The organism is Flavobacterium pectinovorum (genome assembly GCF_022802975.1).
In the GTDB taxonomy this organism is placed as follows: domain Bacteria; phylum Bacteroidota; class Bacteroidia; order Flavobacteriales; family Flavobacteriaceae; genus Flavobacterium; species Flavobacterium pectinovorum_B.
On record NZ_JAFEVZ010000003.1, the window covers coordinates 380936 to 404196 of the forward strand.

Genomic DNA, 23261 nt, shown 5'->3' on the forward strand with positions numbered 1-23261 from the left:
AAAAAAGTTTAATTAACCGTTACGGTTTTTGTTTTAGACTGGCTACAGCTGCTGCTTCCTTTTTTAATAGTAATATCAGCTTTTACGGTATAACTTCCGGCAGTAGCATAGGTATGCGAAACAGTACTTCCTTTAACGGTTTGCACAGCACTGCCATCACCAAAAGTCCATTTTACAGACGAAACGGTATACTCACCTGTGTATTCTATTTCGTAATCAATTTTCTTTGCATTTGTAACATCTGTCGTATGATTCAATTGAAGAAGTATTGACTCTCCCACACAATCAACTGCTTTTTCTAAATCATCCCCACAGGAAAAACTAATTAACGCAACAAAAACACTGAATAAAACAATAACTTTACTTTTCATAATTTTAATTTTTATAATCATACTTAATCCCTTACGCTAATTTATATTAAAATTTTGACGAAATCCGGTCATTCCCTTAAGAATTTAACGATAAAATAATCTAAAAAACTAAACACGCTTAATCTCATGCCCAACGAATTCCTCAACAACCGAAAAAATATCGTCTACCAAAAACACTTCAAAATCGGGATGGCTTTTTAAAAAGTTAGCATTGAGCTCCACCAGATTTTCATCCAGCTCAAAAAAGGTATCATTATTTAGTAAATCCCTTGTTGGATTGACTCCTTCAAACTTTCCGTTTAAAAATTTACCAATCTTTACACTACTCAGTAATTTAACTCTTTTGGCCTGAGCCTGAAACAACTCCAAATGTTTTTCGGCACCAATTAGGGCAAGACCTTCTTCAATAAGTTCGTTCAGCTCTTTATTCCAACGGGAATCATATACAAATTTTGCAAAATTCCCTTCGGTATATTTTGAAGTATAATAATCCAGGTAATAACTCAACAACGCGTCTTCGTGAATAAATTCATCATCGACACCTTCTTCACGCATTAAATTGATTACCGAAATATTCGAATTAATTACATCCTGCGGATTTTCACTGTTCATAGCCGTTTCTGAAACTATTATTCTTCCAAATTCTTCCATTTTGTCTTTTGTTTTTGGGATTGTTTACATGACCTCTCCGTCATTATTCTTTTTTTCATTCATTTTTGTAACCAAAGCTTTCAAACGCAAGGCACGTTCTTTTTTCTCCTCCTGAAATTTAGCTTTTTTCCGGTTTAGCAATTTGGTATGCAACGCCTTGTTTTTGGTGTTTTTTTCGGGTCCTTTAGCCATAATGCAATTTTTTGCAAATTTCGGAGAAATAATGATACGATTGGTAATATTTTTTTGGGCGTTTCCCTCCGGGCCGGGCTATCCGCTGCTATCTCAATATCATTAAGTTAAGAGATTTTTGATTTCAGATCTGGTTTGACTAAATATTAGATTGTTGATTTTAGGAGGTTTTTACATCTGAAATCAAAAATCGTTAATCAAAAATCAGCAATAATTTTATCATTTAATCCTTAACTTAATGACATTGCCTCCTATCCCTAATGCAGCCTGGCTTACATCAGAAATATTATTTTTGTGAGATTATTTTGAGATAAAAAAGAGTATTTTTAGCACAAAAAAACCTCAACATGAAAAAAATACTATTACTCCTCACCTTTCTATTCGTTTTAAACGCCTACTCACAACAAAAAAGACTCTGGGCAAAATCGGTCATCAATCAAAAAGCACCGAAACTGACTGTAGAAAAATGGCTTTCGGACAAACCTGAAACTAAAGGAAAATTTGTGCTGATTGATTTTTGGGCAACCTGGTGCGGCCCCTGCAAAAGAGCTATCCCGGAATTAAACCATTTTAAAACAGAATTCGAAAATGAGTTAATCGTTATTGGTATCAGCGATGAAACAAAAGAAGTCGTAAATACTCTGACAGCTCCTAAAATAGAATATTTCAGTGCGATAGATACCGGAAGAACAATGTATAATGCACTGGAAGTTCAGGGAATTCCACACTGCCTCTTGATTGATCCGGATGGAATTGTCCGTTGGGAAGGTTTTCCAACACTAACCGGTTTTGAGCTAACCTCAGAAGTAATCAAAGACATTATTACAAAGTATAAAAAATGAAACCAACTTTCTTCCCAACCCAGGAAAAATTCAGAGCATGGTTAGAAAATAATTACCAAACAGAAACAGAATTGTTAGTTGGTTTTTATAGAGTGAGCACTAAAAAACCGTGTATGTCGTGGTCAGAATCTGTAGATCAGGCGCTTTGTTTTGGCTGGATTGACGGCATTCGAAAATCTATTGACGAAGAAAGTTATACCATTCGGTTTACACCTAGAAAAAAATCGAGCATTTGGAGTGCCATCAATATTAAAAAAGTCGAACAGCTCACAAAGGCCGGATTGATGAAAGAAGCCGGACTGAAAGCTTTCGAATTTAGATCTGAAGAAAGATCCGGAATTTATTCGCATGAAAAAGAAGCTTATATCCTTAGTATCGATTTAGAAAAACAATTTAAAGCCAATACAATTGCCTGGGAATATTTTGATAAACAGGCACCATCCTACAAAAAAGTTATGATTCACTGGATTATGAGTGCAAAATTGGAAAAAACAAGGATTTCAAGACTTGAAAAAGCAATAAGTACAAGTGCTGAACAAAAACGAATGTTATAAAAAAAACTTAATAATTCTAACTTTGATTAAAACTTAAGCAGTAACTTTAATTCATTCAAAAAATAAAAAATGAACGAAAGAAGCACCTTAGAATATTATGTTTTAGACGTATTCTCAAACGAAAGTTATAAAGGAAATCCGCTATCTGTTGTTTTTACTACAGGATATTTACCTCTGGAAACCTATCAGGATATTTCTAAAGAATTTGGATACTCTGAAACTTCTTTTGTTTATTATTCAAAAGATCAAAAAGCATTAAATGTCCGTTCCTTTACCCCAACCGGAATCGAAATTGACGGTGCCGGACATAATTTACTGGGTGCAGTGTGTGGAGCTTTGCTCAAAAAAATGCCCCTCTTTGACGAACAGTCTGAAAACAAAAAATTTGTAATCATGAAAAACGCTCCGATTTCCTTAACGGTAAGTTACGATTCAGTTACACAATATCCGATTGTACAAATGCATCAAAAAGCAGCAGTTATCAAAGAGGAAATTCCAACATATAAAATTGCAGTGGCGTTAGGCTTAAAAATTGAAGATTTAGATGTAAATTCCTTTGTTCCTACCATTGTAAAAACCGAAGTTGCCCATACAATGGTTCCTGTCAAAAACAGTCAGATTTTAAACAGCATCGTTCCTGACCACAAGCTTTTGATTGAAATTTCTAAACAATACAAATCTGAAGGCTTTTATTGTTTTACCATTTCAAACCAAAACACAGATAACATCGCCGAAACCAGATTCTTCAATCCTGTAATCGGAATTTATGAAGACCCGGCCACAGGAACAGCGGCAGGCCCTTTAATTGGTTTTTTAACCCAGAAGAAATTTACCAAACCTAACACCGAATATAAAATTCTGCAGGGAGTCAAATTAAACCAGCCTTCGCTGATTGAAGTGATGCATCGGGAAAATGATATTTTGGTTGGTGGATCTTCAATTATTACAATGAAAGGGGAACTTTATGTATAAAAAAAAACGGCATTTAAAATTGCCGTTTTTATGTTTAGAAAAAATTTCTTAATTCGTTTTCATAGGCGGTAAATCAAACGCCACAGAATCATGTTCAAAGTTATTGCGGTGCCCGCCATCGCAAAATGGTTTGTTTGCAGATAACCCGCAACGGCAAAGACCTAACGCTGCACGCCCCTGAAGTCCATAAACTGTTCCTTCCGGATCCATGATTTCAAAATCACCTTCAATTTTGATTGATCCGTTTTTATTGATGATTAGTTTTGTCTTGCTCATAAAATTTGTTTTTGCTGTTTTTTTGGATAGCAAAGATTGCGAAATATATTTTGAAGATTTTACTTGTCGTGTTAGTTTAAACTGTTTCTATTTTAAATGGTGAATTCCGCAAAGAATTTTCGCAGAGAGCCGCTAAGGTTTCTCATTATATGTCAATTTCGACGAAGAACACTCGAGCGATAGCGAACAAACTATATCTTTATCATTGGTTTTAAATTAACATCTAAGCTTTTCCGAGATTAAAAGAGCAAAAAACTTAGCGAATCTCTGTACTTTTTCTTCGTGCAACTCTGTGAAATTACAGGCGAATCTCCGTGCAATAACAAAATCTCAATTCTATTGCTTATTTTTGCACTCAATAAATTTGAAAGATGATACAGAATCCAAAAAGATATACTATTACTGCAGCCTTGCCTTACACCAACGGACCAATCCACATTGGGCATTTGGCGGGGGTTTACGTGCCTGCAGATATCTATTCGAGATACCTGCGTTTGCAGGGAAAAGATGTTGCATTTATTTGCGGAAGCGATGAACACGGCGTTGCCATTTCGATGAAAGCCAAAAAAGAAGGAGTTACACCACAAGAAGTTATTGATAAATATGACGGAATTATCAGAAAATCATTTGTTGATTTTGGAATTTCGTTTGATAATTATTCCAGAACTTCAGCTAAGATTCATCATGATACGGCTCAGGAATTCTTTAAAAAACTATATGAAAACGGTGATTTTATAGAAGAAGTTACAGAGCAATTGTACGATGCAAAAGCAGACCAGTTTCTAGCAGATCGTTTTGTGGTAGGAACCTGCCCAAAATGTGACAATCCGGAAGCTTACGGCGATCAGTGCGAAAAATGCGGATCGACTTTGAATGCTACCGATTTGATTAATCCCAAATCGACGATTACCGGAGAAACTCCAATTTTAAAATCTACAAAACACTGGTTTTTACCTTTAGACAGATATTCTGACTTTTTAACCAAATGGATTTTAGAAGGTCACAAAAATGACTGGAAATCTAATGTGTACGGACAAGTAAAATCGTGGATCGACGGAGGATTGGAACCTCGTGCGGTAACGCGTGACCTGGATTGGGGAATTGATGTTCCGGTTGAAGGTGCCGAAGGAAAAAAATTATATGTTTGGTTTGATGCGCCTATCGGGTACATTTCATCAACAAAAGAATGGGCTTTACGTGAAGGAAAAGACTGGGAACCGTATTGGAAAAATGAAGATACAAAACTGGTTCACTTTATCGGGAAAGACAATATCGTTTTTCACTGTATCATTTTCCCGGCAATGCTTAAAGCCGAAGGAAGTTATATTTTACCGGACAACGTGCCTGCAAATGAGTTTTTGAATCTGGAAGGAAACAAACTTTCGACTTCAAAAAACTGGGCAGTTTGGTTACACGAATATTTAGAAGAATTTCCGGAGAAACAAGATGTTTTGCGTTATGCCTTAACTTCAAACGCACCGGAAACTAAGGATAATGATTTTACCTGGAAAGATTTTCAGGCGAGAAACAACAATGAATTGGTTGCGATTTTTGGAAATTTTATCAATCGTGTGGTGGTTTTGACCAACAAATATTACGATGGATATATTCCAACTCCAAATGAATTATCTGAAGTGGATGAAAACACTTTAGCTGAATTAAAAGCCTACCCGGCTGTGATTTCAAGTTCGGTGGAGCGTTACAGATTCCGTGAAGCTTTAGGCGAATTGATGAATGTTGCCCGTTTAGGGAACAAATATCTGGCAGACGAAGAGCCATGGAAAGTAATGAAAGATAATCCGGAGCGCGTAAAAACCCAAATGTATGTAGCACTTCAAATTGCGGCTGCGTTGAGCGTTTTGGCTGAACCGTTTTTACCTTTTACTGCAGCTAAATTGTCAGGAATCCTTAAAAATGAAGGTAAACTGAAATGGAATGATGTTGCGGAAAATTCAGAATTGATTCCAAATGGACATCAGATTGGAGAAGCTGAATTATTATTCGCAAAAATCGAAGACGAAGAAATACAAAAACAAATAGATAAATTGGAAGCTACAAAAACTGCTAATCTTGCCGAAAGCAAACAGCCTGAACCACAAAAAGATTTAATTCAGTTTGAGGATTTTGCCAAAATGGACATTCGTGTAGGAACTATTCTTGAGGCTGAAAAAATGCCAAAAGCAAATAAACTTTTAGTTCTAAAAGTGGATACCGGAATCGATGTTCGTACGATTGTTTCCGGAATTGCAGAGAGTTTTTCACCTGAAGAAATTATAGGGAAACGTGTTTCTGTATTAGCCAATTTAGCGCCAAGAGCTTTACGTGGTGTTGAAAGTCAGGGAATGATTTTAATGACAACCAATGCTGAAGGAAAACTGGTTTTTATCAATCCAGATGCTGATGCTCCGAATGGTGAAACGGTAAACTAAAGTTTTATAATACTATAAAATGGCGTGAATCGATTAAAACTTTTAATTGATTCACGCTTTTCTTTTAATTTCAATTTTAAATATAATTTTATTTCTAAAAAAGTAAGATATTCGCCAAAACTAATACACTGAAATAATGCTAAAAAAAATATTTCTTGCCTCCCTATTTTTAAATGGTTTTCTATCTTTTTCACAGGAAATTGTAAGTACAACACCTGTTGAATTAAAAAAGAATCGTGATGTTTTTCAGACATTAAACGAAGATAAAAAAGAAGTTACTTTATTTATTAGTGATAAAATAAAGGTAAAAGCTATTCGTCTAAACGAAAAAATGGGAATTATGGATAGCCTTTCTGCAGAAAGACCCATTGCCAAAACGTACACTAACATGATTGGTTATAACCTTAATAATGACAATACAAGATTATTTTGGTCTTCTAATGATTATGAAGAAATTTTTACCCAATTGTTTGATTTGAATAACCGTAAAATTGAAACCAAACAATATTCTCTTGTTTTAAAAGAAGAAAAAGTGCTGCAAAAATTTAGCGGCAATCAAAACTTTTACATCTTATCTGTTCTCAAAAAAGGCAACAATCTTAAACTTCACATTTTTGATAAAGAAGGAGTTCATACAGAAAAATTAATAGATTTTAACAGATTTAAATTTTTAAAATCTGACAATACAAGAACAGATTTCTATGGTGTTTTAAAAGAAAACCTGCTTCCTTTTGAAGCTCCTTTCTCTATGCAAAACATCAATACTAAAAACCCAACTTCATTAACAGAAAGTGCAAAAAAGAGAAAATGTTATTTTAACAATAAACAAATTACCATAACAATTGATACAAATGTAGACTACACACAAGTTTTTACAATTGATTTAGAAACCTTTATTACTACAGAAAAAATAGTACGACAACGTTCTATATCTGGTGATCGTTTTTATTTAAGTTCTAACTCGTTTTATTTTGAGAATAAATTATATCAGGTAAAAACGTCTATGGATCAATTTTATTTTTCGATAAAAGATTTGGATAGCAAACTAATAAAAGAATACGATGCAAGTTCAGAGAAACAAATCGATTTTAAAAATTCTGAAATGTCACTCGAAGGCAGTGATTTTGGAGGTAAAAGAACTTTAACAAACAGTTCTCAGTTTATTCGTAAAATAAATAATTTGAATTTGGGTATTTCGTGTTATCACATTGGACAAAACACTTTAATAGCATTTGGAGGTGTTTCTTCAGAGCAGCAGTCTACCGGTCAAATAGCAATGAGCCAATTTGGACTTATTGGAGCTTTAGTCGCAGTTGCTGTATATAATCCTTCTATGGAAAGTTTTAACTCTTACTCCAACAGAAAAGTGGTTAAACTAGAGGGTTTATTTGATGATGAAGGAAATCATATTAAAGGAGAATTACAGCCTTTGGCATTTGATAAAATAAGAACCTTTTTTGACAAAAATAATGATGTATCTTCTCAAACACTATTCAAAATGGGCGATTTTTATAATTTGGGTTATTACGATAATAAAACAAAAGAATATATTATTAGAAAATTTGCTGATTAATAAAATGAAACTCACCAAACCAAGGTTAGCCTTAATCTGCGGGATACTTTGTATTTCGATTTTTCCGATATTGGTAAAACTGAAATTAACACCTGGATTAATTTCTGCCTTTTACCGTATGTTTTTTGCCGTCATTTTGCTTTTGCCTTATGTAATTATTACAAAAAACTTTAAACTGCCAAAGACGAAGTTTCTGCTTTTAGCGGCACTTTGCGGTGTTTTATTTTCTTCGGATGTTGCGGTTTGGAATATTGCTATTCAGGATTCGAGTGCTACTCAGGCTTCTTTATTAACGAATTTATCACCGGTTTGGGTAGGAATTGGTTCTTTTTTATTCCTGAAGTCAAAACCGGCAACAAACTTCTGGATCGGAACAATTGTTTCTTTATTCGGAATGGTAACTTTGGTTGGATTTAGTTTCTTTTTGGAACTAAACTTTAATCAGGCGTTTCTGTTTGCCGTTTTATCCGGAATCCTATATTCGATTTATCTTTTGGTCAGCAAAAATGTACTTTCAGATGTTGACGTTTTATCTTTTATGACCATTAGTTTAATTGCTTCGAGTATTTATTTAGGAATTCTTTGTTATTGTTTAAATGAGTCTTTTACCGGTTTTTCAGACACAGGCTGGTTTGTATTGGTGCTTCAGGCAGTAATTTGTCAATTGTGCGCTTGGCTTTCGGTTAGTTATGCTACACAACACATGCGTGCCACAAGGGTTTCATTAAGTTTACTAAGTCAGGCTGTAATTACTGCTGTTTTAGCCTGGATGTTATTGGAAGAACAAATCACTTTACAAATGATTTTTGGCGGCATCATTTTACTTTTCGGCATTAGGATTACGTTTTACGATAAGACTATTTCTTTGAAAAAGGTTTAACGCAGATTCGACAGATTGAGCAGATTTTTTAAAATTATTTTAATTTGTTCTAAAAAATTAGAAGACATTCGTGTAATTTGTAGCAAAAAAACCTGAAACAAAGAAAACTTCAAACTTGAAACAAAATATACCATGTTACATAAAAATAAAATCCCTGCTTTAAAAGTAATCGCATTTGATGCTGATGATACTTTGTTTGTTAACGAACCTTACTTTCAGGAAACCGAACATAAATTTTGTGCCCTGATGGAAGATTATCTTTCGCATCAGGGAATTTCGCAGGAACTGTTTAAAATCGAAATCGAGAATTTGCCTTTGTACGGTTACGGAATCAAAGGATACATATTATCGATGATTGAAGCTGCGATGAATATTTCGAACAACACCATTCCGATTGAAGTCATTGAAAAAATCATTCAATACGGAAAAGAATTACTTGAAAAACCCATCGAACTTTTAGAGGGTGTTGAAGAAACTTTACAAGCCCTTCACGGAAAATACAAACTGGTTGTTGCTACAAAAGGCGATCTAAAAGACCAGCACAGCAAACTACATCGCTCTGGTTTGGGTCATTATTTTCACCACATCGAAGTCATGTCAGACAAACAGGAAATTGATTATCAAAAATTACTGGGTCGTTTAGACATTCAGGCGCATGAATTTTTAATGATCGGGAATTCTTTAAAATCAGATGTGTTGCCGGTTTTGGGAATTGGCGGGTATGCCGTTCACATTCCGTTTCACACCACCTGGGAACATGAAAAAATCAATCATAAAGTTGAACACGAGCATTTTAGTGCGTTTGAAAAAATAACAGATGTTGTCCATAATTTATTATAATGAAAACCCTTTTAGATTTAGAAAACTGGAACAGAAAAGAGCATTTTGAACATTTCTGCAAAATGGAAGAACCTTTTTTTGGTGCTACCGTAGAAATTGATTGTACAAAAGCCTATCAAACCGCTAAAAACCTAAACACTTCTTTTTTTATTTTTTACCTGCATAAAACTTTGGTTGCGGTAAATTCAATTGAGAATTTTAAATACCGGATTTCAGAAGGCAGAATTTACATCAATGATCGCATAGATGCGTCGGCAACCATTGGTCGTGAAGATGGTACTTTTGGATTTTCATTCATCGAATACAATACAGATTTCAAAATTTTTGAAAGTAACGCTCTCACAGAAATTGAACGCATCCAGAAAACATCGGGACTTTTTACAAGATCGTTTGATGATGATAACCTGATTCATTTTTCGGCGATTCCGTGGATAAATTTCACTTCGCTTTCACACGCACGAAGTTTTTCTTATTCGGACAGCTGCCCTAAAATTTCTTTCGGAAAAATGATTACCTTAGAAAACGGTAAAAAAACAATGGCAATGTCAGTACATGTGCACCACGGATTGATGGATGGTTTGCATGTTGGAAAATTTGCTGATCTTTTTCAGGAGTTAATGAACCATTAGAAACAAACTGAAAAACAAATATTTGGAATGATTTTTGGGCTCAAAAATATATGAAAAAACTACTACTTCTTTTGTGTGTCTTTTATAATACTGTCATGCTAAGTCAGACGGTATTAAACTCCTTTTCATTAAACCTGAACCGACCTTCAGAAAATAGTCAGATACTAAATACTGAAGACGTAAAAACCAACGATATTTATGTTTTTGCAGCAGATGATAAATACGTCAACATCTTAAAATACAACAAATCTCTTTTTCTTAAGAATCAATTTACAGATTCTATAAAAATGGCAGAAAACAGGTCTTTAATTGGCCATAGTATCAGCGATGACGGAAATCCGCTCCTTTATTGGGCAACAAATAATTTAAGAAACATCCGAATTATTAAATATTATCTGGAAACAAAAACATTCAGGGCTCTAAACTTTGATTTGCCTCCAACCACAGAATATATTGTAACCACTTATCAAAAAAACAATAATTTTTATATGCTGTGCAAAGAAAGAAATAAACAGCATCTTTTACTTTATGAGTTTAATAATGGAAAGGCCGAAGCGAAAATGTTTGATTTATCGGCAATTCCATTTCAAAATGATAAAGGGCAAAATTTAGCTTTCAATATCGTTATTCAGTATTATCCAATTGAAAAAATGGATTCTGATAATTTTAATACCTTAGATAAAACGATTAAAAAAACCAAAATGTTCGTATTAGACGATCATATTATTTTAACATTCGATTACAGTTTAAAAAAGACTCAGGTTGTAGATTTAAATACGCTTACTACAGAAGTCCTGGAGATGAATTTTAATCAGCCTGTCTCTAAAACACCTTCAAAAACTTCAAATTCTTTTCTTTACGAGAACAAATTATTTCAAATCAAGGCAGGTAAAGAACACCTATTATTTGACATCAAAGCTTTTGATTCAGGCAAAACACTTAAAAGTTTGACTGTTTCAAAAAAAGATACCCTTAATTTTAAAAATTCGCCTTTTCTTTTACAGATAAACGATAAAAAACCTCAGGAAATAAAAACCACGGACAAGTTTTTAAAACAGCTTTCGATACTAAACGCCGGAGTAACTGTTGCTAAAAACAACAAAAATGTCCTTGTCTCAGTTGGCGGATTTGCAGAATATCAGTTTTCCGGTTATGACTATATACAAAGTAATTTGCTGGCAGACTTTTTTGATAATGACTTTGGCGGTTACTCAGAATACCAGAATAAAATGGCATATTTTGACACTATGCTCAATTCAGATTTAGAATTTGTAAACAACCAACAGTCAGAACCTTTGGCTATTGATAATGTTTTTTATTATATAAGCATCAATAAAAATATTACACTGCAAAATATTCTTAAACTAAAAGATTACTACATTTTAAGCTATTATGATGTGAATACAAAACAATACATCATGCGGAAATTTACAGACGGTTTTTATTACGAAGAAAAAAATCCGATTATCAATAAAGCTTCTCTTTCAAAACCATATCGTTTTGAAAACCTTAAACTCATTGAGAATTAATCCAAATGACTCCTATGTTTTCGGAGATTCAAAAAATGGTTTGAATTATTTTTTTTAACTTTACAAAAAAGACACACATTATGCTATCAAAAAATATTGAAACGGCTTTAAACAAGCAAATTCGCATAGAAGCAGAATCTTCACAAACGTATCTTTCAATGGCTTGCTGGGCTGAAGTACACGGATTAGAAGGAATCGCTCAGTTTATGTACACACAGTCAGACGAAGAGCGTGCACACATGCTTAAATTGGTAAAATATGTAAATGAACGTGGCGGACATGCTCAGATTACAGATCTAAAAGCTCCAAGAATATCATATTCTACTTTTAAAGAAATGTTTGAGGAACTTTACAACCATGAACTTTTTGTTTCACAATCGATTAACGAATTGGTCCACATTACTTTTGAAGAGAAGGATTATGCAACACATAATTTCTTACAATGGTATGTTTCTGAACAAATCGAAGAAGAAGCTACAGCTAAATCTATTCTGGACAAAATCAACTTAATTGGTGAAGATAAAGGCGGACTTTACCTGTTCGATCGTGATATTCAGCAGTTAACAGTTACAAGCTCAATTGCTATTAATCCAAAATAAAAAAGTTAAAGTTTATTTAGAATATATAAAAATAATATTTTCTGTTTATATTTGTCACTGTTTTTAATACAGAGGAAAATTGAGCAAGAAAGAAAAAGACAAGGACAAAAAAAAGGATAAAAAGAAAAAGAAAAACAAAGATATCCTTGATAAAATTAAGAAGATTGAAAACTGTAAATCTTCTTGCTGTGAGAAATACAAAAAAAGTGAAAAGAAACGCTGCTCACGCTGTCCGATGTTTGATTTATTCAAAAAGACTGCTTAACAATATATACAAAAACCCACCAGATTTTTCCGGTGGGTTTTTTAGTTTTAAATTGCGGTCAACTTCTGATTTTAAAGACTCAAATTTATATGAAAAACCAAATCATAATTCCCCAATCTGCTCTTGATTTTTTGCAGCAGCTTAAAGAGAACAATAACAAACCCTGGTTCGAAGCGCATAAACAGGAATATCTAATCGAGTTAAACCATATTGAAACCTTTGCAGAGGCACTGCTTCACGAACTTTCCAAAACAGATGTTCTGGAAACCCGTTCAGGCAAAAAAAGCGTGTACCGGATTTATCGTGATATCCGTTTTTCTAAAGACAAGACTCCGTTTAAAACATTTTGGGGAGGCAGCTATACACGTGCAACTGCCGCAAGACGCGGCGGTTATTATTTTCATCTGGAAAAAGGAAACAGTTTTTTTGCAGGCGGCTTTTGGGGCCCCAATGCAGCAGATTTAAAACGCATCCGAACAGAATTTGATCATGATTCGGAATCATTTCAAAGAATACTAAATTCGAAAACTTTTAAAAATACTTTTGGGACTTTACAGGGCGAACAGCTCAAAACAGCACCAAAAGGTTTTGATATCAGCCATAAAGCCATAGATTTGTTACGCTTTAAACAGTTTTTGATTATTAAGCATTTTAGTGATGATGAGGTTTTGAGTCCGCAATTTTTAGGACAGGCTTTGGAAACCATGCAGAATATGAGACCCTTTTTTGACTACATGAGTGAAATACTGACTACTGATATTAATGGCGCATCGGTATTATAATTTTATATTTTATAACCTGCTAGCTGAATTCAAAAAGCTGTCAGGCTGAGCGGAGTCGAAGCCCTTTACAATTAAAAGCATTTGAAGAAGTTAATCCTAAGCAAAGTCGAGAGGACTTAAGGATGATATTATTTGTTTTAATGGATTATTTACTATGAAAAATACAAAACCCGACAGGTTTAAAAACCTGTCGGGTTTAAGTAACAAATAAAAATCTTACTTACTAAGCAGTAAAATTTCGTTTACAACAACTTCTGTAACATAGCGTTTCTCCCCGTTTTTATCATCGTAACTTCTGTGGGTCAGTTTTCCTTCTACAGCGATTTCTTTACCTTTTACGACATACTTTTCGATGATTTCGGCCGTTTTGCCCCAGGCAGTAACACGATGCCATTCGGTTTGCTCTACTTTTTCACCCTTGTCATTGGTGTATTTTTCGTTGGTAGCAATACTTAAATGCGCTAATTTTTTTCCGCTGTCTAATGTTTTGATTTCAGGGTCATTACCTACGTTACCGATTAATTGTACTTTGTTTTTCATGGCGTATACTATTTTTAAGGATTATATAAAATTGAATTCGTTCGTCAAATTCAACAGTGCAAAGATGTCACGGGTTTCAAAAATTAGTCGGTAGCAAACTATTTACTTTCGGTTGTAACTGTTTGTAACCGTTTGTAAATGGAAAAATTTTGCTATATTTGAGAGAAATACACCACAATGCAGACACAAATAAACAAGGTAGAATTACGGAATTTAGAATTTGACGACTATAAACAGTTAAAAAATTCAATGGTGGAATCTTATCCCGAAATGGCCAATTCCTATTGGAAATCCGATGATATTCAAAAACTCCTTTCTATATTTCCTGAAGGTCAGTTGGTTATTCTGGTAGACGGCATAGTCGTAGGATCTGCATTATCCCTGATTGTAGATGAAAAACTGGTCGATAAAAGACACAACTACAAACAAATTATTGGCGATTATACCTTTTCTACTCACAATACTAATGGAGAAATTTTATACGGAATAGACGTTTTTATTCATCCCAATTATCGGGGACTGCGTTTAGGAAGACGTTTGTACGATGCCCGAAAAGAATTATGCGAACAATTAAACCTAAAAGCAATTGTTTTTGCAGGCCGGATTCCGAATTATGCGCAGCATTCTAAAAAACTGACTCCAAAAAACTATATAGATAAAGTAAAACACAAAGAGCTGCACGATCCCGTGCTTTCATTTCAGCTAAGTAACGACTTTCACGTTTTGCGAATTATCAAAAACTATCTGGAAGGAGATGAAGAATCTAAGGAATTTGCCGTTCTTCTGGAATGGAACAATGTCTATTATGACGAAAGTCCCAAACTGATTAATCTCGAAAAAAGTGTTATTCGTCTGGGGCTTGTACAATGGCAAATGCGTCAATTGAATAATCTGGAAGAATTTTTTGAGCAGGCTGAATTTTTTATAGATGTGGTTTCCGGTTACGGAAGTGATTTTGCCCTTTTCCCGGAACTTTTCATTGCACCTTTGATGGCTGATTACAACCATTTATCAGAAGCAGAAGCGATTCGGGAACTCGCACGTTATTCTGACCCTATCAGGAAACGTTTTCAGGAGTTTGCCATTTCGTACAACATCAATATTATTACCGGAAGTATGCCTTATCTGGAAAACGGTAATTTATATAATGTTGGTTTTTTATGCAAAAGAGACGGAACCTCAGAAATGTACACCAAAATTCACATTACGCCAAATGAAGTGGTACACTGGGGAATGAAAGGCGGCTCCGAATTTAAAACTTTTGATACCGATTGCGGCAAAATCGGAATCCTGATTTGTTACGATGTCGAATTTCCCGAACTCCCAAGATTGCTCGCAGATGAGGGAATGAACATCCTTTTTGTACCTTTTTTAACCGATACACAAAATGGTTATACCCGTGTAAAACATTGTTCACAGGCACGTGCTATCGAAAATGAATGTTATGTCGCCATTGCCGGCTGTGTCGGAAATCTTCCGAAAGTGAATAATATGGATATTCAATATGCACAGGCTTCCGTTTTCACGCCTTCGGATTTTGCTTTTCCGAGCAACGGTATCAAAGCCGAAGCCACTCCAAACACCGAAATGACACTGATCGTTGATGTTGATTTGAATTTACTAAAAGAATTGCATGAACACGGAAGCGTGCATACGCTAAAGGATAGGAGGACAGATTTGTATGAGATTAGAAAGATAAATCCTTGATAGAATAAATTAATTGAAAGGCTTACGTCACTTCGAGTGTTTTTGGCTTCTGGATTTGTCTTTGAAAAACAAAATTTAATTAGCCAAAAATGTATCGAGAAGTTATCGTTTACATAAGAGTTCTCGATATAATTTTATAAAAATGCTATCGCTATTTTATAAAATCACTCGAACTGACGAAGAAATTTAAAAAACCAATAAAACCCTCTTAGCCCTGATAGAGCCGGTATCCTCGTAACGTAGTGGAGAGATAAAGGCGAAAGCAGGAACCCATGTTAACTGATACAAAACCATGATTCGCTTAAAATAAAAACCAAATTGTCTATTCAAATTAAGACAGATCTATGAAAACATGCCTCGAATGCTCCGAAAAAATTGTAGGCCGGGAAGATAAAAAATTTTGCTCAGACAGCTGCCGCAATGCCTACAACAATAAAATAAATAAAGACAGTACCAATTTTATGCGCAATGTAAACAACAAGCTGCGTAAAAATTACCGTATTTTGTCTGAATTAAACACCGAAGGAAAATCAAAAGCAACACGTGATAAAATGCTCAATAAAGGTTTTGATTTTGAATTTTTTACCAATATTTTGCAGACCAAAACAGGAAACACCTATTATTTCCTTTACGATCAGGGATATCGGTCTTTGGACAATGATTATTTTATGCTTGTAAAAAAAGAAATTTAGTATACATTCGCATTATGAAAAAAAAACCTACTTCAATTCTTGCTTTTTTAGGAGTCTTAGGAATTCTGGCCATCATATTTGCCTCTATGATGCCCCAGTACATTTCTAAAGATGAAGAAGCCCTTGCCGAATTTTCAACAGAACGAGCATTAAATCAGGTTCAGATTATAGCCCAAAAACCCCATTTTGTCGGTTCAACAAATCATGAATTGGTTGCCAATTACCTTATACTTGAATTAAACAGAATAGGTTTAGAAACCAGCCTTCAGGAAGGTTTTACCCTGAATGATAAAGGGCTTTTGGTAAAATCTAAAAATATTCTGGCACGCATAAAAGGAACGGATAGTTCAAAAGCGCTTTTATTGCTTTCGCATTACGACAGTGCACCGCATTCTTTTTCTAAAGGAGCAAGTGATGATGCTTCTGGAGTTGCGACAATCCTTGAAGGTGTAAGGGCTTTTTTATACGCCAACGAAAAACACAAAAACGATATTATTATTCTTTTCTCTGATGCAGAAGAATTAGGTTTGAACGGCGCTGCCCTGTTTGTGAATCAGCATCCGTGGGCCAAAGAGGTTGGTCTGGTTTTGAATTTTGAAGCTAGAGGTTCTTCCGGCCCAAGTTATATGCTGATGGAAACCAACAAAGGAAACCAGGCGCTTGTAAAGGAATTTTCGAATGCAAAAGCAAAATATCCGGTTTCGAACTCGCTGATGTACAGCATTTACAAAATGCTGCCAAATGACACCGATCTGACTGTTTTTAGAGAACAGGGAAATATTCAGGGATTTAATTTTGCTTTTATCGACGGGCATTATAACTACCACACCCAGCAAGACGACTTTCAGCATTTAAACAAAACAACATTGACACATCAGGGATCTTATTTGATGCCGCTCTTAAAATACTTTTCTAATATTGATTTAAACTCTACTCAAACTACAGAAGACAATGTTTATTTTAGTGTTCCGTTCGGATTCTTTATAAATTATCCTTTTTCATGGGTTTTTCCAATGAGTCTTATTGCTTTAGGATTATTGGTTTTCTTTATTTTCGTTGGAAAAGTAAAACATCTCATTTCGTTCAGAGAAATTTTTAAAGGATTTGTTCCTTTATTGGGTTCTATCATAATTGCAGGATTAGTTACTTTCTTAGGCTGGAAAATTATTCTTCAAATTTATCCTCAATATTCAGATTTACTTAATGGTTTTACCTATAACGGACATGCCTACATTGGGGCTTTTGTAATCCTTAGTATCGCTATTTGTTTTGCTTTTTACCATCATTTTTCGGAAGAAAAAATTACGATGAATCATTTCGTAGCTCCGTTATTACTTTGGATAATTATCAATATCATTTTAGCCAATCAATTAACGGGTGCGGGCTTCCTGATTATCCCGGTTTATTTCGGAATACTTTTATTTGGAATTTTTGTCTTTACGCATCATTATAGTGTTGGATTAAATTTGTTATTCAGTATTCCTGCCCTTGCAATTGTCGCTCCTTTTATCATTATGTTTCCAATTGGTTTAGGTTTAAAAATCCTTTACGGAAGCGCCATTCTTACTGTTTTACTTTTTGGATTGCTTCTTCCGTTGTTTGGATCATTTGTTAGAAAAGGTGCCTGGACCATGTTTTTCTTTATTATATCGATCAGCTTTTTTGTTTATGCAGGCTATCATTCCGATTATGAGCCCGGAAAAGCTAAATCAAACAGTTTGTTATACGTCTACAACGCCGACACAGATTCTGCTGTCTGGACAACTTATGATACCAATCTCGACGACTGGACCAAATCATACCTTGAAAATATGAATCAAAAAGCGGTTGGATTAAACGGCCTTCCGATTGCGAGCAAATACAATACGGCTTTTAGCTATAGCGCCATTGCACCTAAAATAGAAGTTCCTAAACCCACTATTTCGTTTGTTAGGGACAGCGTTATAGGAAGCAAAAGATATCTGAAAATAAAAATTACGCCAAACCGTAAAGTCAATCGTTATGATATCTATGCAAATCCAAAAATGACGTTTTATAACTTTAAAGCCAATGGCGTTTCAACTTCGGGACAAAAAGGAAATCTCTTAAAACGAAATGACAGTAAAATTTTATGCTACTATGTTGTGGGTAATGAACCTCTTGTAATGGAATTCATTATTAATAAATCGACTGTTTTTGATATGGATCTGATCGAAAGTTCATTCGATTTAATGACTAATCCGTTATTTAACATCAAACCAAGAAGCAACTGGATGATGCCAACACCTTTTGTTTTGAATGATGCTGTTTTGATTCAGCAGAAAATTAAAAGGTATGCAGCACCGGTAAAACCTGTAGAAACTATTCCGGTAACGGATAGTACAACAGTTAAAACAGACAGTCTTACACCTATAATGAAAATTAAAAAGGAAGTTATAAATCAATAATCATTTAAACCGTATTTAATGAAAAAAGTATTTTGGGTTTTTGTAATTTCTATAAGTTTTCATAACGGATTTTCTCAGACGATTGAAGAAAAAATAGCAACACTGGCATGTGATTGCCTAAATAAAAAAGTTGAAATAACAGAAGAAATCTACACAAATTGCTTAGGTTCTTCTATGGCAGATGCCGTTTTGAATGACAAAGATCCCAAAGTAAGAGAATCAATAAATACGGTTGAAGGAATTAAATCTCTTTTAGAAAAATCGGATGCTGTTTTAAGCAAAAGCTGCGGTAAAATTACCACCAAAGCAGTAATAAGTAAGCCAAGCCCTTTTTATACTAATTCAAAAAATGAACTGGCGCAAAATTCTTATATTATTGCTAAAGACTTTATGCGTGACCAAAAATACGTACTGGCTATTGAAGCTTTTCAAATGGCACTAAAAAAAGATCCAAAATTTGTTTTGGCGCTGGATGATATTGCCATGTGTTACAGACAATTGAAGGATTATGACAATGCGATCAAATATTATAAAAAATCACTCGAAATTTATCCTGAAGGTGATTTTGCTTTAGTAAACATTGGCGTTGTATATAGTTTAAAAACAGATTACAAAACAGCCATTACTTATTATGAAAAACTCATAAAGTTTGATCCTAATAATGCAGAAGGCTTTTTTGGCGCAGGAAAAAATTATCTTGCCCTCAATGAGGATGAAAAAGCTTTAGATAATATTTTTAAAGCACATCGAATTTACACCGTTGAAAAATCCGATTACATAAAAGATACAGAACAAATTATTGGTGCTATTTATCAGAAATTGAAAAGCGAAAAGAAAGAAAATTTATTCAAAAAAGTTGCTGAGCAAAACGATATCAAAATAGAATAAATTAAATAATTTAGAAAAAATTCAAAGGCAGACTAAGACAGTTCTGCCTTTTTTTATATCTAACAAGCACACTCAATTTTCAATCCGTCTTTAACAACTTTTGTACCTTCGGTTGCATAGCCTCCATTTTTCCACCATTCCAGTCCGCCGATTAATTCTTTTGCCTTAAATCCCAGTTTTGTCATATTTAAAGCTCCTTTAGTTGATGCATTACAACCAATTCCGGAACAATAGGTAACATACAAAACATCTTTATCCAAATCCCGTGTGGTTTCTAAATTCATTTCACGATGTGGAATATTAAGTGCGTTTAGTATATGCTCTTCGTCATAACCAAAAGCTCTTCGGGCATCGATTACAACTATTTTTTCTCCATTGTTCAGGGCTTCAAATAAATCTGACGGATCCATTTCAAAAGCCAGCCTGTTTTCATAATGTTTAATTTGTGCTTCCATAATTTATGTTTTTAAAGTTTTTTGTTTTTCAAAATTAGGATGGTTTTACCTCTCATAAAAACGAAAAGAATTCATGCAGAGCATTACTTTTTTTCATACAAAAACCAATCTAAAATTTTGTTACTTTGTATATTAATTCACTAAAAAATGGAAATACGCCACTTAAAATTGATAAAAGCAATTGTCGAAGAAGGAAGCATTACCAAAGCAATCGACAAACTTCACCTGACACAATCGGCTTTGAGTCATCAGCTCAAGGAAGCAGAATATCAATTAGGGACAGCCATTTTTTTACGAACCAATAAAAAACTGGTTTTGACGAAAGCAGGCGAAAAAATCTATGAAATCGCCAATGAAATCCTGAACAAACTCTCAGAAACCGAAAGTCAAATCAAACAAATGGTTTTTGGAGAACATGGCGAAATCCGAATCAGTACCGAATGTTTTTCGAGTTATCACTGGCTTCCATCGGTTTTGAAGCAGTTTCATCTTTTGTATCCCAATGTGGAGCTGAAAATTGTGATCGAAGCGACCCATATTCCGCTGCAGAAACTTTTAGACAATACCATTGATATTGCCATTATAAGTGATCCGGTTAAAGACAATACTATAAAATACACCGAACTGTTTCAGGACGAGGTTATGATGGTCGTTTCTGAAAATCATGCCTGGGCAGACAAAAAATATGTCGTTGCAGAAGATTTCATTAATGAACATCTTATTATCCATTCGCTTCCTATGGAAACCGTTACGATTCATCAGTTTCTTTTGGCTCCTGCCAAAGTGAGTCCGAAGAAAATAACTCCCATGCCTTTAACAGAAGCTTCCCTGGAAATGGTAAAGGCTGATATGGGCGTCATGTCAATGGCAAAATGGGCCGTTCAGCCGCATTTAAAATCCAGCCCGATCAAAGCGATTAAAGTTGGAAAAAATGGCTTGAAGAGAAAACACTTTATTGCTACACGTTCGAATGAAAATTATCCGGACTATTTCAATCATTTTATCAACTTTCTACAAACCGAAATCAATCTTCAATGGAATATTCAATAAGAAACTGCGAAATAGCCGATTTACCCAAATTGATCATTTTATGTCAAAAACATGCCGAATTTGAGCAAGCTGATTATGATCCGGAAGGAAAAGAAGAAGGCTTAAAAAAAGAATTATTTAATGAGAGTCCAAAATTATTTTGCTTAGTTGTAGCTGTTGAGACAGAAATTGTAGGATATGTAACGTATACTTTTTCTTACTCGACCTGGAGTGCCGGCGATTACATTTACATGGATTGCCTGTTTTTGGAAGAAGGTGCCAGAAATTCTGGAATTGGAGAAGTCTTAATCAATGCATTAAAAGAAATCGGAATTGAGAAAAACTGCGTGAACATGCAGTGGCGAACTCCTCAGTTTAACGAAAGGGCTATAAAATTCTACCACAGAATTGGTGCAAAAGCAAAAGATAAAGTTTGTTTTACATTAACTTTGTAAATTGTTTAACCTTGTAATTTTTTTTTTCACGCAGATTTAAAAGGATTTAAACAAATTTTCGCAGATTATTTTAAAACCAATCTGCCGAATCTGCGAGAGAAAAAAGCTTTTCTTTTCTGAATCTTAAAAAATGACAAAAATAAGCATATTAGGCTGTGGCTGGTTAGGGCTCCCACTGGCAAAAAGACTAATTGAAAAAGGAAATTCAGTAAATGGATCTACAACTTCAGAAAACAAACTTCCTATTTTAAAAGACACGGGGATAAATCCGTTTTTGGTTACGCTTGAAAGCGAAAGTATCTCTGAAAGCATCATTGATTTTTTAGCGGAAAGCGAAATCTTAATTATTGATATTCCGCCAAAACTTAGAGCTGTTAATCCGGATTCTGAAAAGAAAGTTTTTGTAGAGAAAATCCAAAATCTGATTCCGTTTATAGAGAAATCTTCCGTTAAAAAAGTGTTTTTTGTGAGTTCAACATCTGTCTATGGTGATGAAAATGATTTGATTACGGAAGAAACAATTCCAAATCCGGAAACAGAAAGCGGTAAACAACTGCTTTTGGCCGAAAAGATTCTTCAAAAAAATCAAAACTTCGAAACTACAATTTTACGTTTCGGCGGATTAATTGGAGAAAATCGTCATCCTGTGACTTCCTTGTCAGGAAAAGAAAACTTAGCGAATGCAGATGCTCCCGTAAATCTGATTCATCAAAACGATTGCATCAGCATCATTGAAGAAATCATAAACCAATCTAAATGGAATGACGTTTTTAATGCTGTTGCGCCATTTCATCCAACAAGAGAGGAGTATTATACGCAAAAAGCAAAAGAGCAAAACCTGATTTTGCCGAAGTTTAGTGCTGAAAAATCAAATATCAGAAAGGTTATTTCAAGTGATAAAATTGAAACCGTTTTGACTTATAAATTTAAATTGGCCGTTTACTAAAACATATACGTACATTTAACTTTTCTCAAAACAGGTGTCATCCTGAGCGGAGTCGAAGGCTTATGAAAACAAAAGGCTTCAACTAAATTTATCCTGAGCGAAGACGAATGGACTCAGCCAGACATTGAATTTTATATAAGTAAGCAAAACACTTAAATAACTTATATGGTTCAAAAAATATTTGCGAACTTTGCGAAACCCTTGGGCCTTTGCGGTTAAAACCAAAATTTATGGAAACAGTTTATATCAATTCACCTCTCGGAATCACCAAAATCATTGGAGATGAAAATGGTATTACTGTAATCTCCGTTTCTGACGTTGGTACAAACGAAGTTTCAGAAACTATTCCCGAAGTTTTACAGGAGGCCGTTTTTCAGCTCAATGAATATTTTGAAGGTAAAAGAACCTATTTCGATTTAAAACTTAATCCACAAGGAACCGAATTTCAGCAGAAAGTCTGGAAAGCCTTACTGGAAATTCCGTATGGAAAAACAGTAACTTATATGGATCAGACTAAAAAGCTTGGAGACGTAAAAGCGATTCGGGCTGTAGCATCGGCAAATGGTAAAAATCCGCTTTGGATTGTAGTGCCATGCCATCGCGTTATCGGAACAAATGGATCCTTAACGGGATACGCAGGCGGATTATCACGTAAAAAATGGCTTTTGGAGCACGAAAGTCCTTCTGCACAACAAACTTTATTTTAAAACACAAATTCCACAGATTTTCACAAATTAAT

Annotated in this window: 25 protein-coding genes; 19 read left to right on the plus strand and 6 right to left on the minus strand. The window is 34.5% G+C overall.

The genetic code is table 11. The features are described 5' to 3' along the window. Positions 1–8: 8 nt before the first annotated feature. From FLV_RS06520 to FLV_RS06530, 3 genes are all read right to left on the minus strand, one after another. On the minus strand, positions 9–371 hold the full coding sequence (locus FLV_RS06520) for a PKD domain-containing protein (protein WP_243232048.1): 363 nt from the start codon (positions 369–371) through the stop codon (positions 9–11). A gap of 108 nt (positions 372–479) precedes the next feature. After that, positions 480–1022, minus strand: coding sequence for a hypothetical protein (locus FLV_RS06525; protein ID WP_243232050.1), 543 nt, complete (start codon positions 1020–1022; stop codon positions 480–482). A gap of 24 nt (positions 1023–1046) precedes the next feature. Beyond that, the gene (locus tag FLV_RS06530) at positions 1047–1214 is read right to left on the minus strand and encodes a hypothetical protein (protein ID WP_243232051.1); all 168 of its coding nucleotides are present in this window, start codon (positions 1212–1214) and stop codon (positions 1047–1049) included. A gap of 347 nt (positions 1215–1561) precedes the next feature. Between FLV_RS06530 and FLV_RS06535 the strand changes: the two genes are divergently transcribed. From FLV_RS06535 to FLV_RS06545, 3 genes are all read left to right on the plus strand, one after another. Then, the gene (locus tag FLV_RS06535; protein ID WP_243232052.1) at positions 1562–2056 is read left to right on the plus strand and encodes a TlpA family protein disulfide reductase; all 495 of its coding nucleotides are present in this window, start codon (positions 1562–1564) and stop codon (positions 2054–2056) included. After that, positions 2053–2610 (plus strand): YdeI/OmpD-associated family protein, encoded by a 558-nt coding sequence (locus FLV_RS06540; protein WP_243232055.1) that lies wholly within the window; start codon positions 2053–2055, stop codon positions 2608–2610. Before FLV_RS06535 ends, FLV_RS06540 begins: the two co-directional genes overlap by 4 nt. Positions 2611–2679: 69 nt before the next feature. Beyond that, positions 2680–3582, plus strand: coding sequence for a PhzF family phenazine biosynthesis protein (locus FLV_RS06545; RefSeq protein WP_243232057.1), 903 nt, complete (start codon positions 2680–2682; stop codon positions 3580–3582). 48 nt (positions 3583–3630) lie between these two features. Here the strand turns inward: FLV_RS06545 and FLV_RS06550 are convergent, their stop codons facing one another. Then, positions 3631–3858 (minus strand): CDGSH iron-sulfur domain-containing protein, encoded by a 228-nt coding sequence (locus FLV_RS06550; RefSeq protein WP_031456662.1) that lies wholly within the window; start codon positions 3856–3858, stop codon positions 3631–3633. A 371-nt stretch (positions 3859–4229) separates the two neighbouring features. On the opposite strand from FLV_RS06550, the gene metG reads away from it, so the two are divergent. The 8 genes from metG to FLV_RS06590 all read left to right on the plus strand — a co-directional run bounded on the left by metG (position 4230) and on the right by FLV_RS06590 (position 13384). Continuing rightward, positions 4230–6287: a methionine--tRNA ligase gene (gene metG, locus FLV_RS06555; RefSeq protein ID WP_243232059.1), complete on the plus strand. Its 2058-nt coding sequence runs from the start codon at positions 4230–4232 to the stop codon at positions 6285–6287. Positions 6288–6423: 136 nt separating this feature from the next. Continuing rightward, complete coding sequence (locus FLV_RS06560; RefSeq protein WP_243232061.1) at positions 6424–7860, plus strand: hypothetical protein; 1437 nt, start codon at positions 6424–6426, stop codon at positions 7858–7860. Positions 7861–7864: 4 nt separating this feature from the next. Then, positions 7865–8740, plus strand: a complete 876-nt coding sequence (locus FLV_RS06565; RefSeq protein WP_243232063.1) for a DMT family transporter — start codon at positions 7865–7867, stop codon at positions 8738–8740. Positions 8741–8872: 132 nt separating this feature from the next. Further along, positions 8873–9580, plus strand: a complete 708-nt coding sequence (locus FLV_RS06570) for an HAD family hydrolase (RefSeq protein WP_243232065.1) — start codon at positions 8873–8875, stop codon at positions 9578–9580. Further along, a complete protein-coding gene (locus FLV_RS06575; RefSeq protein ID WP_243232067.1) occupies positions 9580–10209 on the plus strand; it encodes a chloramphenicol acetyltransferase in 630 nt (209 codons plus the stop codon). The genes FLV_RS06570 and FLV_RS06575 overlap by 1 nt, the downstream gene beginning before the upstream one ends. A 50-nt stretch (positions 10210–10259) precedes the next feature. After that, entirely contained in the window at positions 10260–11738 is a 1479-nt protein-coding gene (locus tag FLV_RS06580) for a hypothetical protein (RefSeq protein WP_243232068.1), read from the plus strand. Positions 11739–11818: 80 nt separating this feature from the next. Then, complete coding sequence (locus tag FLV_RS06585; RefSeq protein ID WP_031456669.1) at positions 11819–12337, plus strand: ferritin; 519 nt, start codon at positions 11819–11821, stop codon at positions 12335–12337. Between the two features lie 354 nt (positions 12338–12691). After that, a complete protein-coding gene (locus FLV_RS06590) occupies positions 12692–13384 on the plus strand; it encodes a DUF2461 domain-containing protein (RefSeq protein WP_243232071.1) in 693 nt (230 codons plus the stop codon). Between the two features lie 216 nt (positions 13385–13600). Here FLV_RS06590 and FLV_RS06595 read toward each other — a convergent pair whose 3' ends face one another. Then, complete coding sequence (locus FLV_RS06595) at positions 13601–13924, minus strand: single-stranded DNA-binding protein (RefSeq protein ID WP_243232073.1); 324 nt, start codon at positions 13922–13924, stop codon at positions 13601–13603. A gap of 177 nt (positions 13925–14101) precedes the next feature. On the opposite strand from FLV_RS06595, the gene FLV_RS06600 reads away from it, so the two are divergent. The 4 genes from FLV_RS06600 (at position 14102) to FLV_RS06615 (ending at position 19637) form a co-directional block, all read left to right on the plus strand. Further along, a complete protein-coding gene (locus tag FLV_RS06600; RefSeq protein WP_243232074.1) occupies positions 14102–15631 on the plus strand; it encodes a carbon-nitrogen hydrolase family protein in 1530 nt (509 codons plus the stop codon). A gap of 344 nt (positions 15632–15975) precedes the next feature. Beyond that, positions 15976–16323 (plus strand): hypothetical protein, encoded by a 348-nt coding sequence (locus tag FLV_RS06605; RefSeq protein ID WP_243232076.1) that lies wholly within the window; start codon positions 15976–15978, stop codon positions 16321–16323. A gap of 14 nt (positions 16324–16337) precedes the next feature. Then, on the plus strand, positions 16338–18749 hold the full coding sequence (locus tag FLV_RS06610; RefSeq protein ID WP_243232078.1) for a M28 family peptidase: 2412 nt from the start codon (positions 16338–16340) through the stop codon (positions 18747–18749). 18 nt (positions 18750–18767) lie between these two features. Beyond that, the gene (locus FLV_RS06615; RefSeq protein ID WP_243232080.1) at positions 18768–19637 is read left to right on the plus strand and encodes a tetratricopeptide repeat protein; all 870 of its coding nucleotides are present in this window, start codon (positions 18768–18770) and stop codon (positions 19635–19637) included. 59 nt (positions 19638–19696) lie between these two features. Here FLV_RS06615 and FLV_RS06620 read toward each other — a convergent pair whose 3' ends face one another. After that, complete coding sequence (locus FLV_RS06620; protein WP_243232082.1) at positions 19697–20092, minus strand: rhodanese-like domain-containing protein; 396 nt, start codon at positions 20090–20092, stop codon at positions 19697–19699. A 147-nt stretch (positions 20093–20239) separates the two neighbouring features. On the opposite strand from FLV_RS06620, the gene FLV_RS06625 reads away from it, so the two are divergent. From FLV_RS06625 to FLV_RS06640, 4 genes are all read left to right on the plus strand, one after another. Further along, on the plus strand, positions 20240–21142 hold the full coding sequence (locus FLV_RS06625; protein ID WP_243232084.1) for a LysR family transcriptional regulator: 903 nt from the start codon (positions 20240–20242) through the stop codon (positions 21140–21142). Continuing rightward, positions 21127–21576, plus strand: coding sequence for a GNAT family N-acetyltransferase (locus tag FLV_RS06630; RefSeq protein WP_243232086.1), 450 nt, complete (start codon positions 21127–21129; stop codon positions 21574–21576). Before FLV_RS06625 ends, FLV_RS06630 begins: the two co-directional genes overlap by 16 nt. 130 nt (positions 21577–21706) lie before the next feature. Further along, a complete protein-coding gene (locus tag FLV_RS06635; protein WP_243232088.1) occupies positions 21707–22522 on the plus strand; it encodes an NAD-dependent epimerase/dehydratase family protein in 816 nt (271 codons plus the stop codon). Positions 22523–22752: 230 nt separating this feature from the next. Then, entirely contained in the window at positions 22753–23229 is a 477-nt protein-coding gene (locus tag FLV_RS06640) for a methylated-DNA--[protein]-cysteine S-methyltransferase (protein ID WP_243232089.1), read from the plus strand. Positions 23230–23261: the final 32 nt, after the last annotated feature.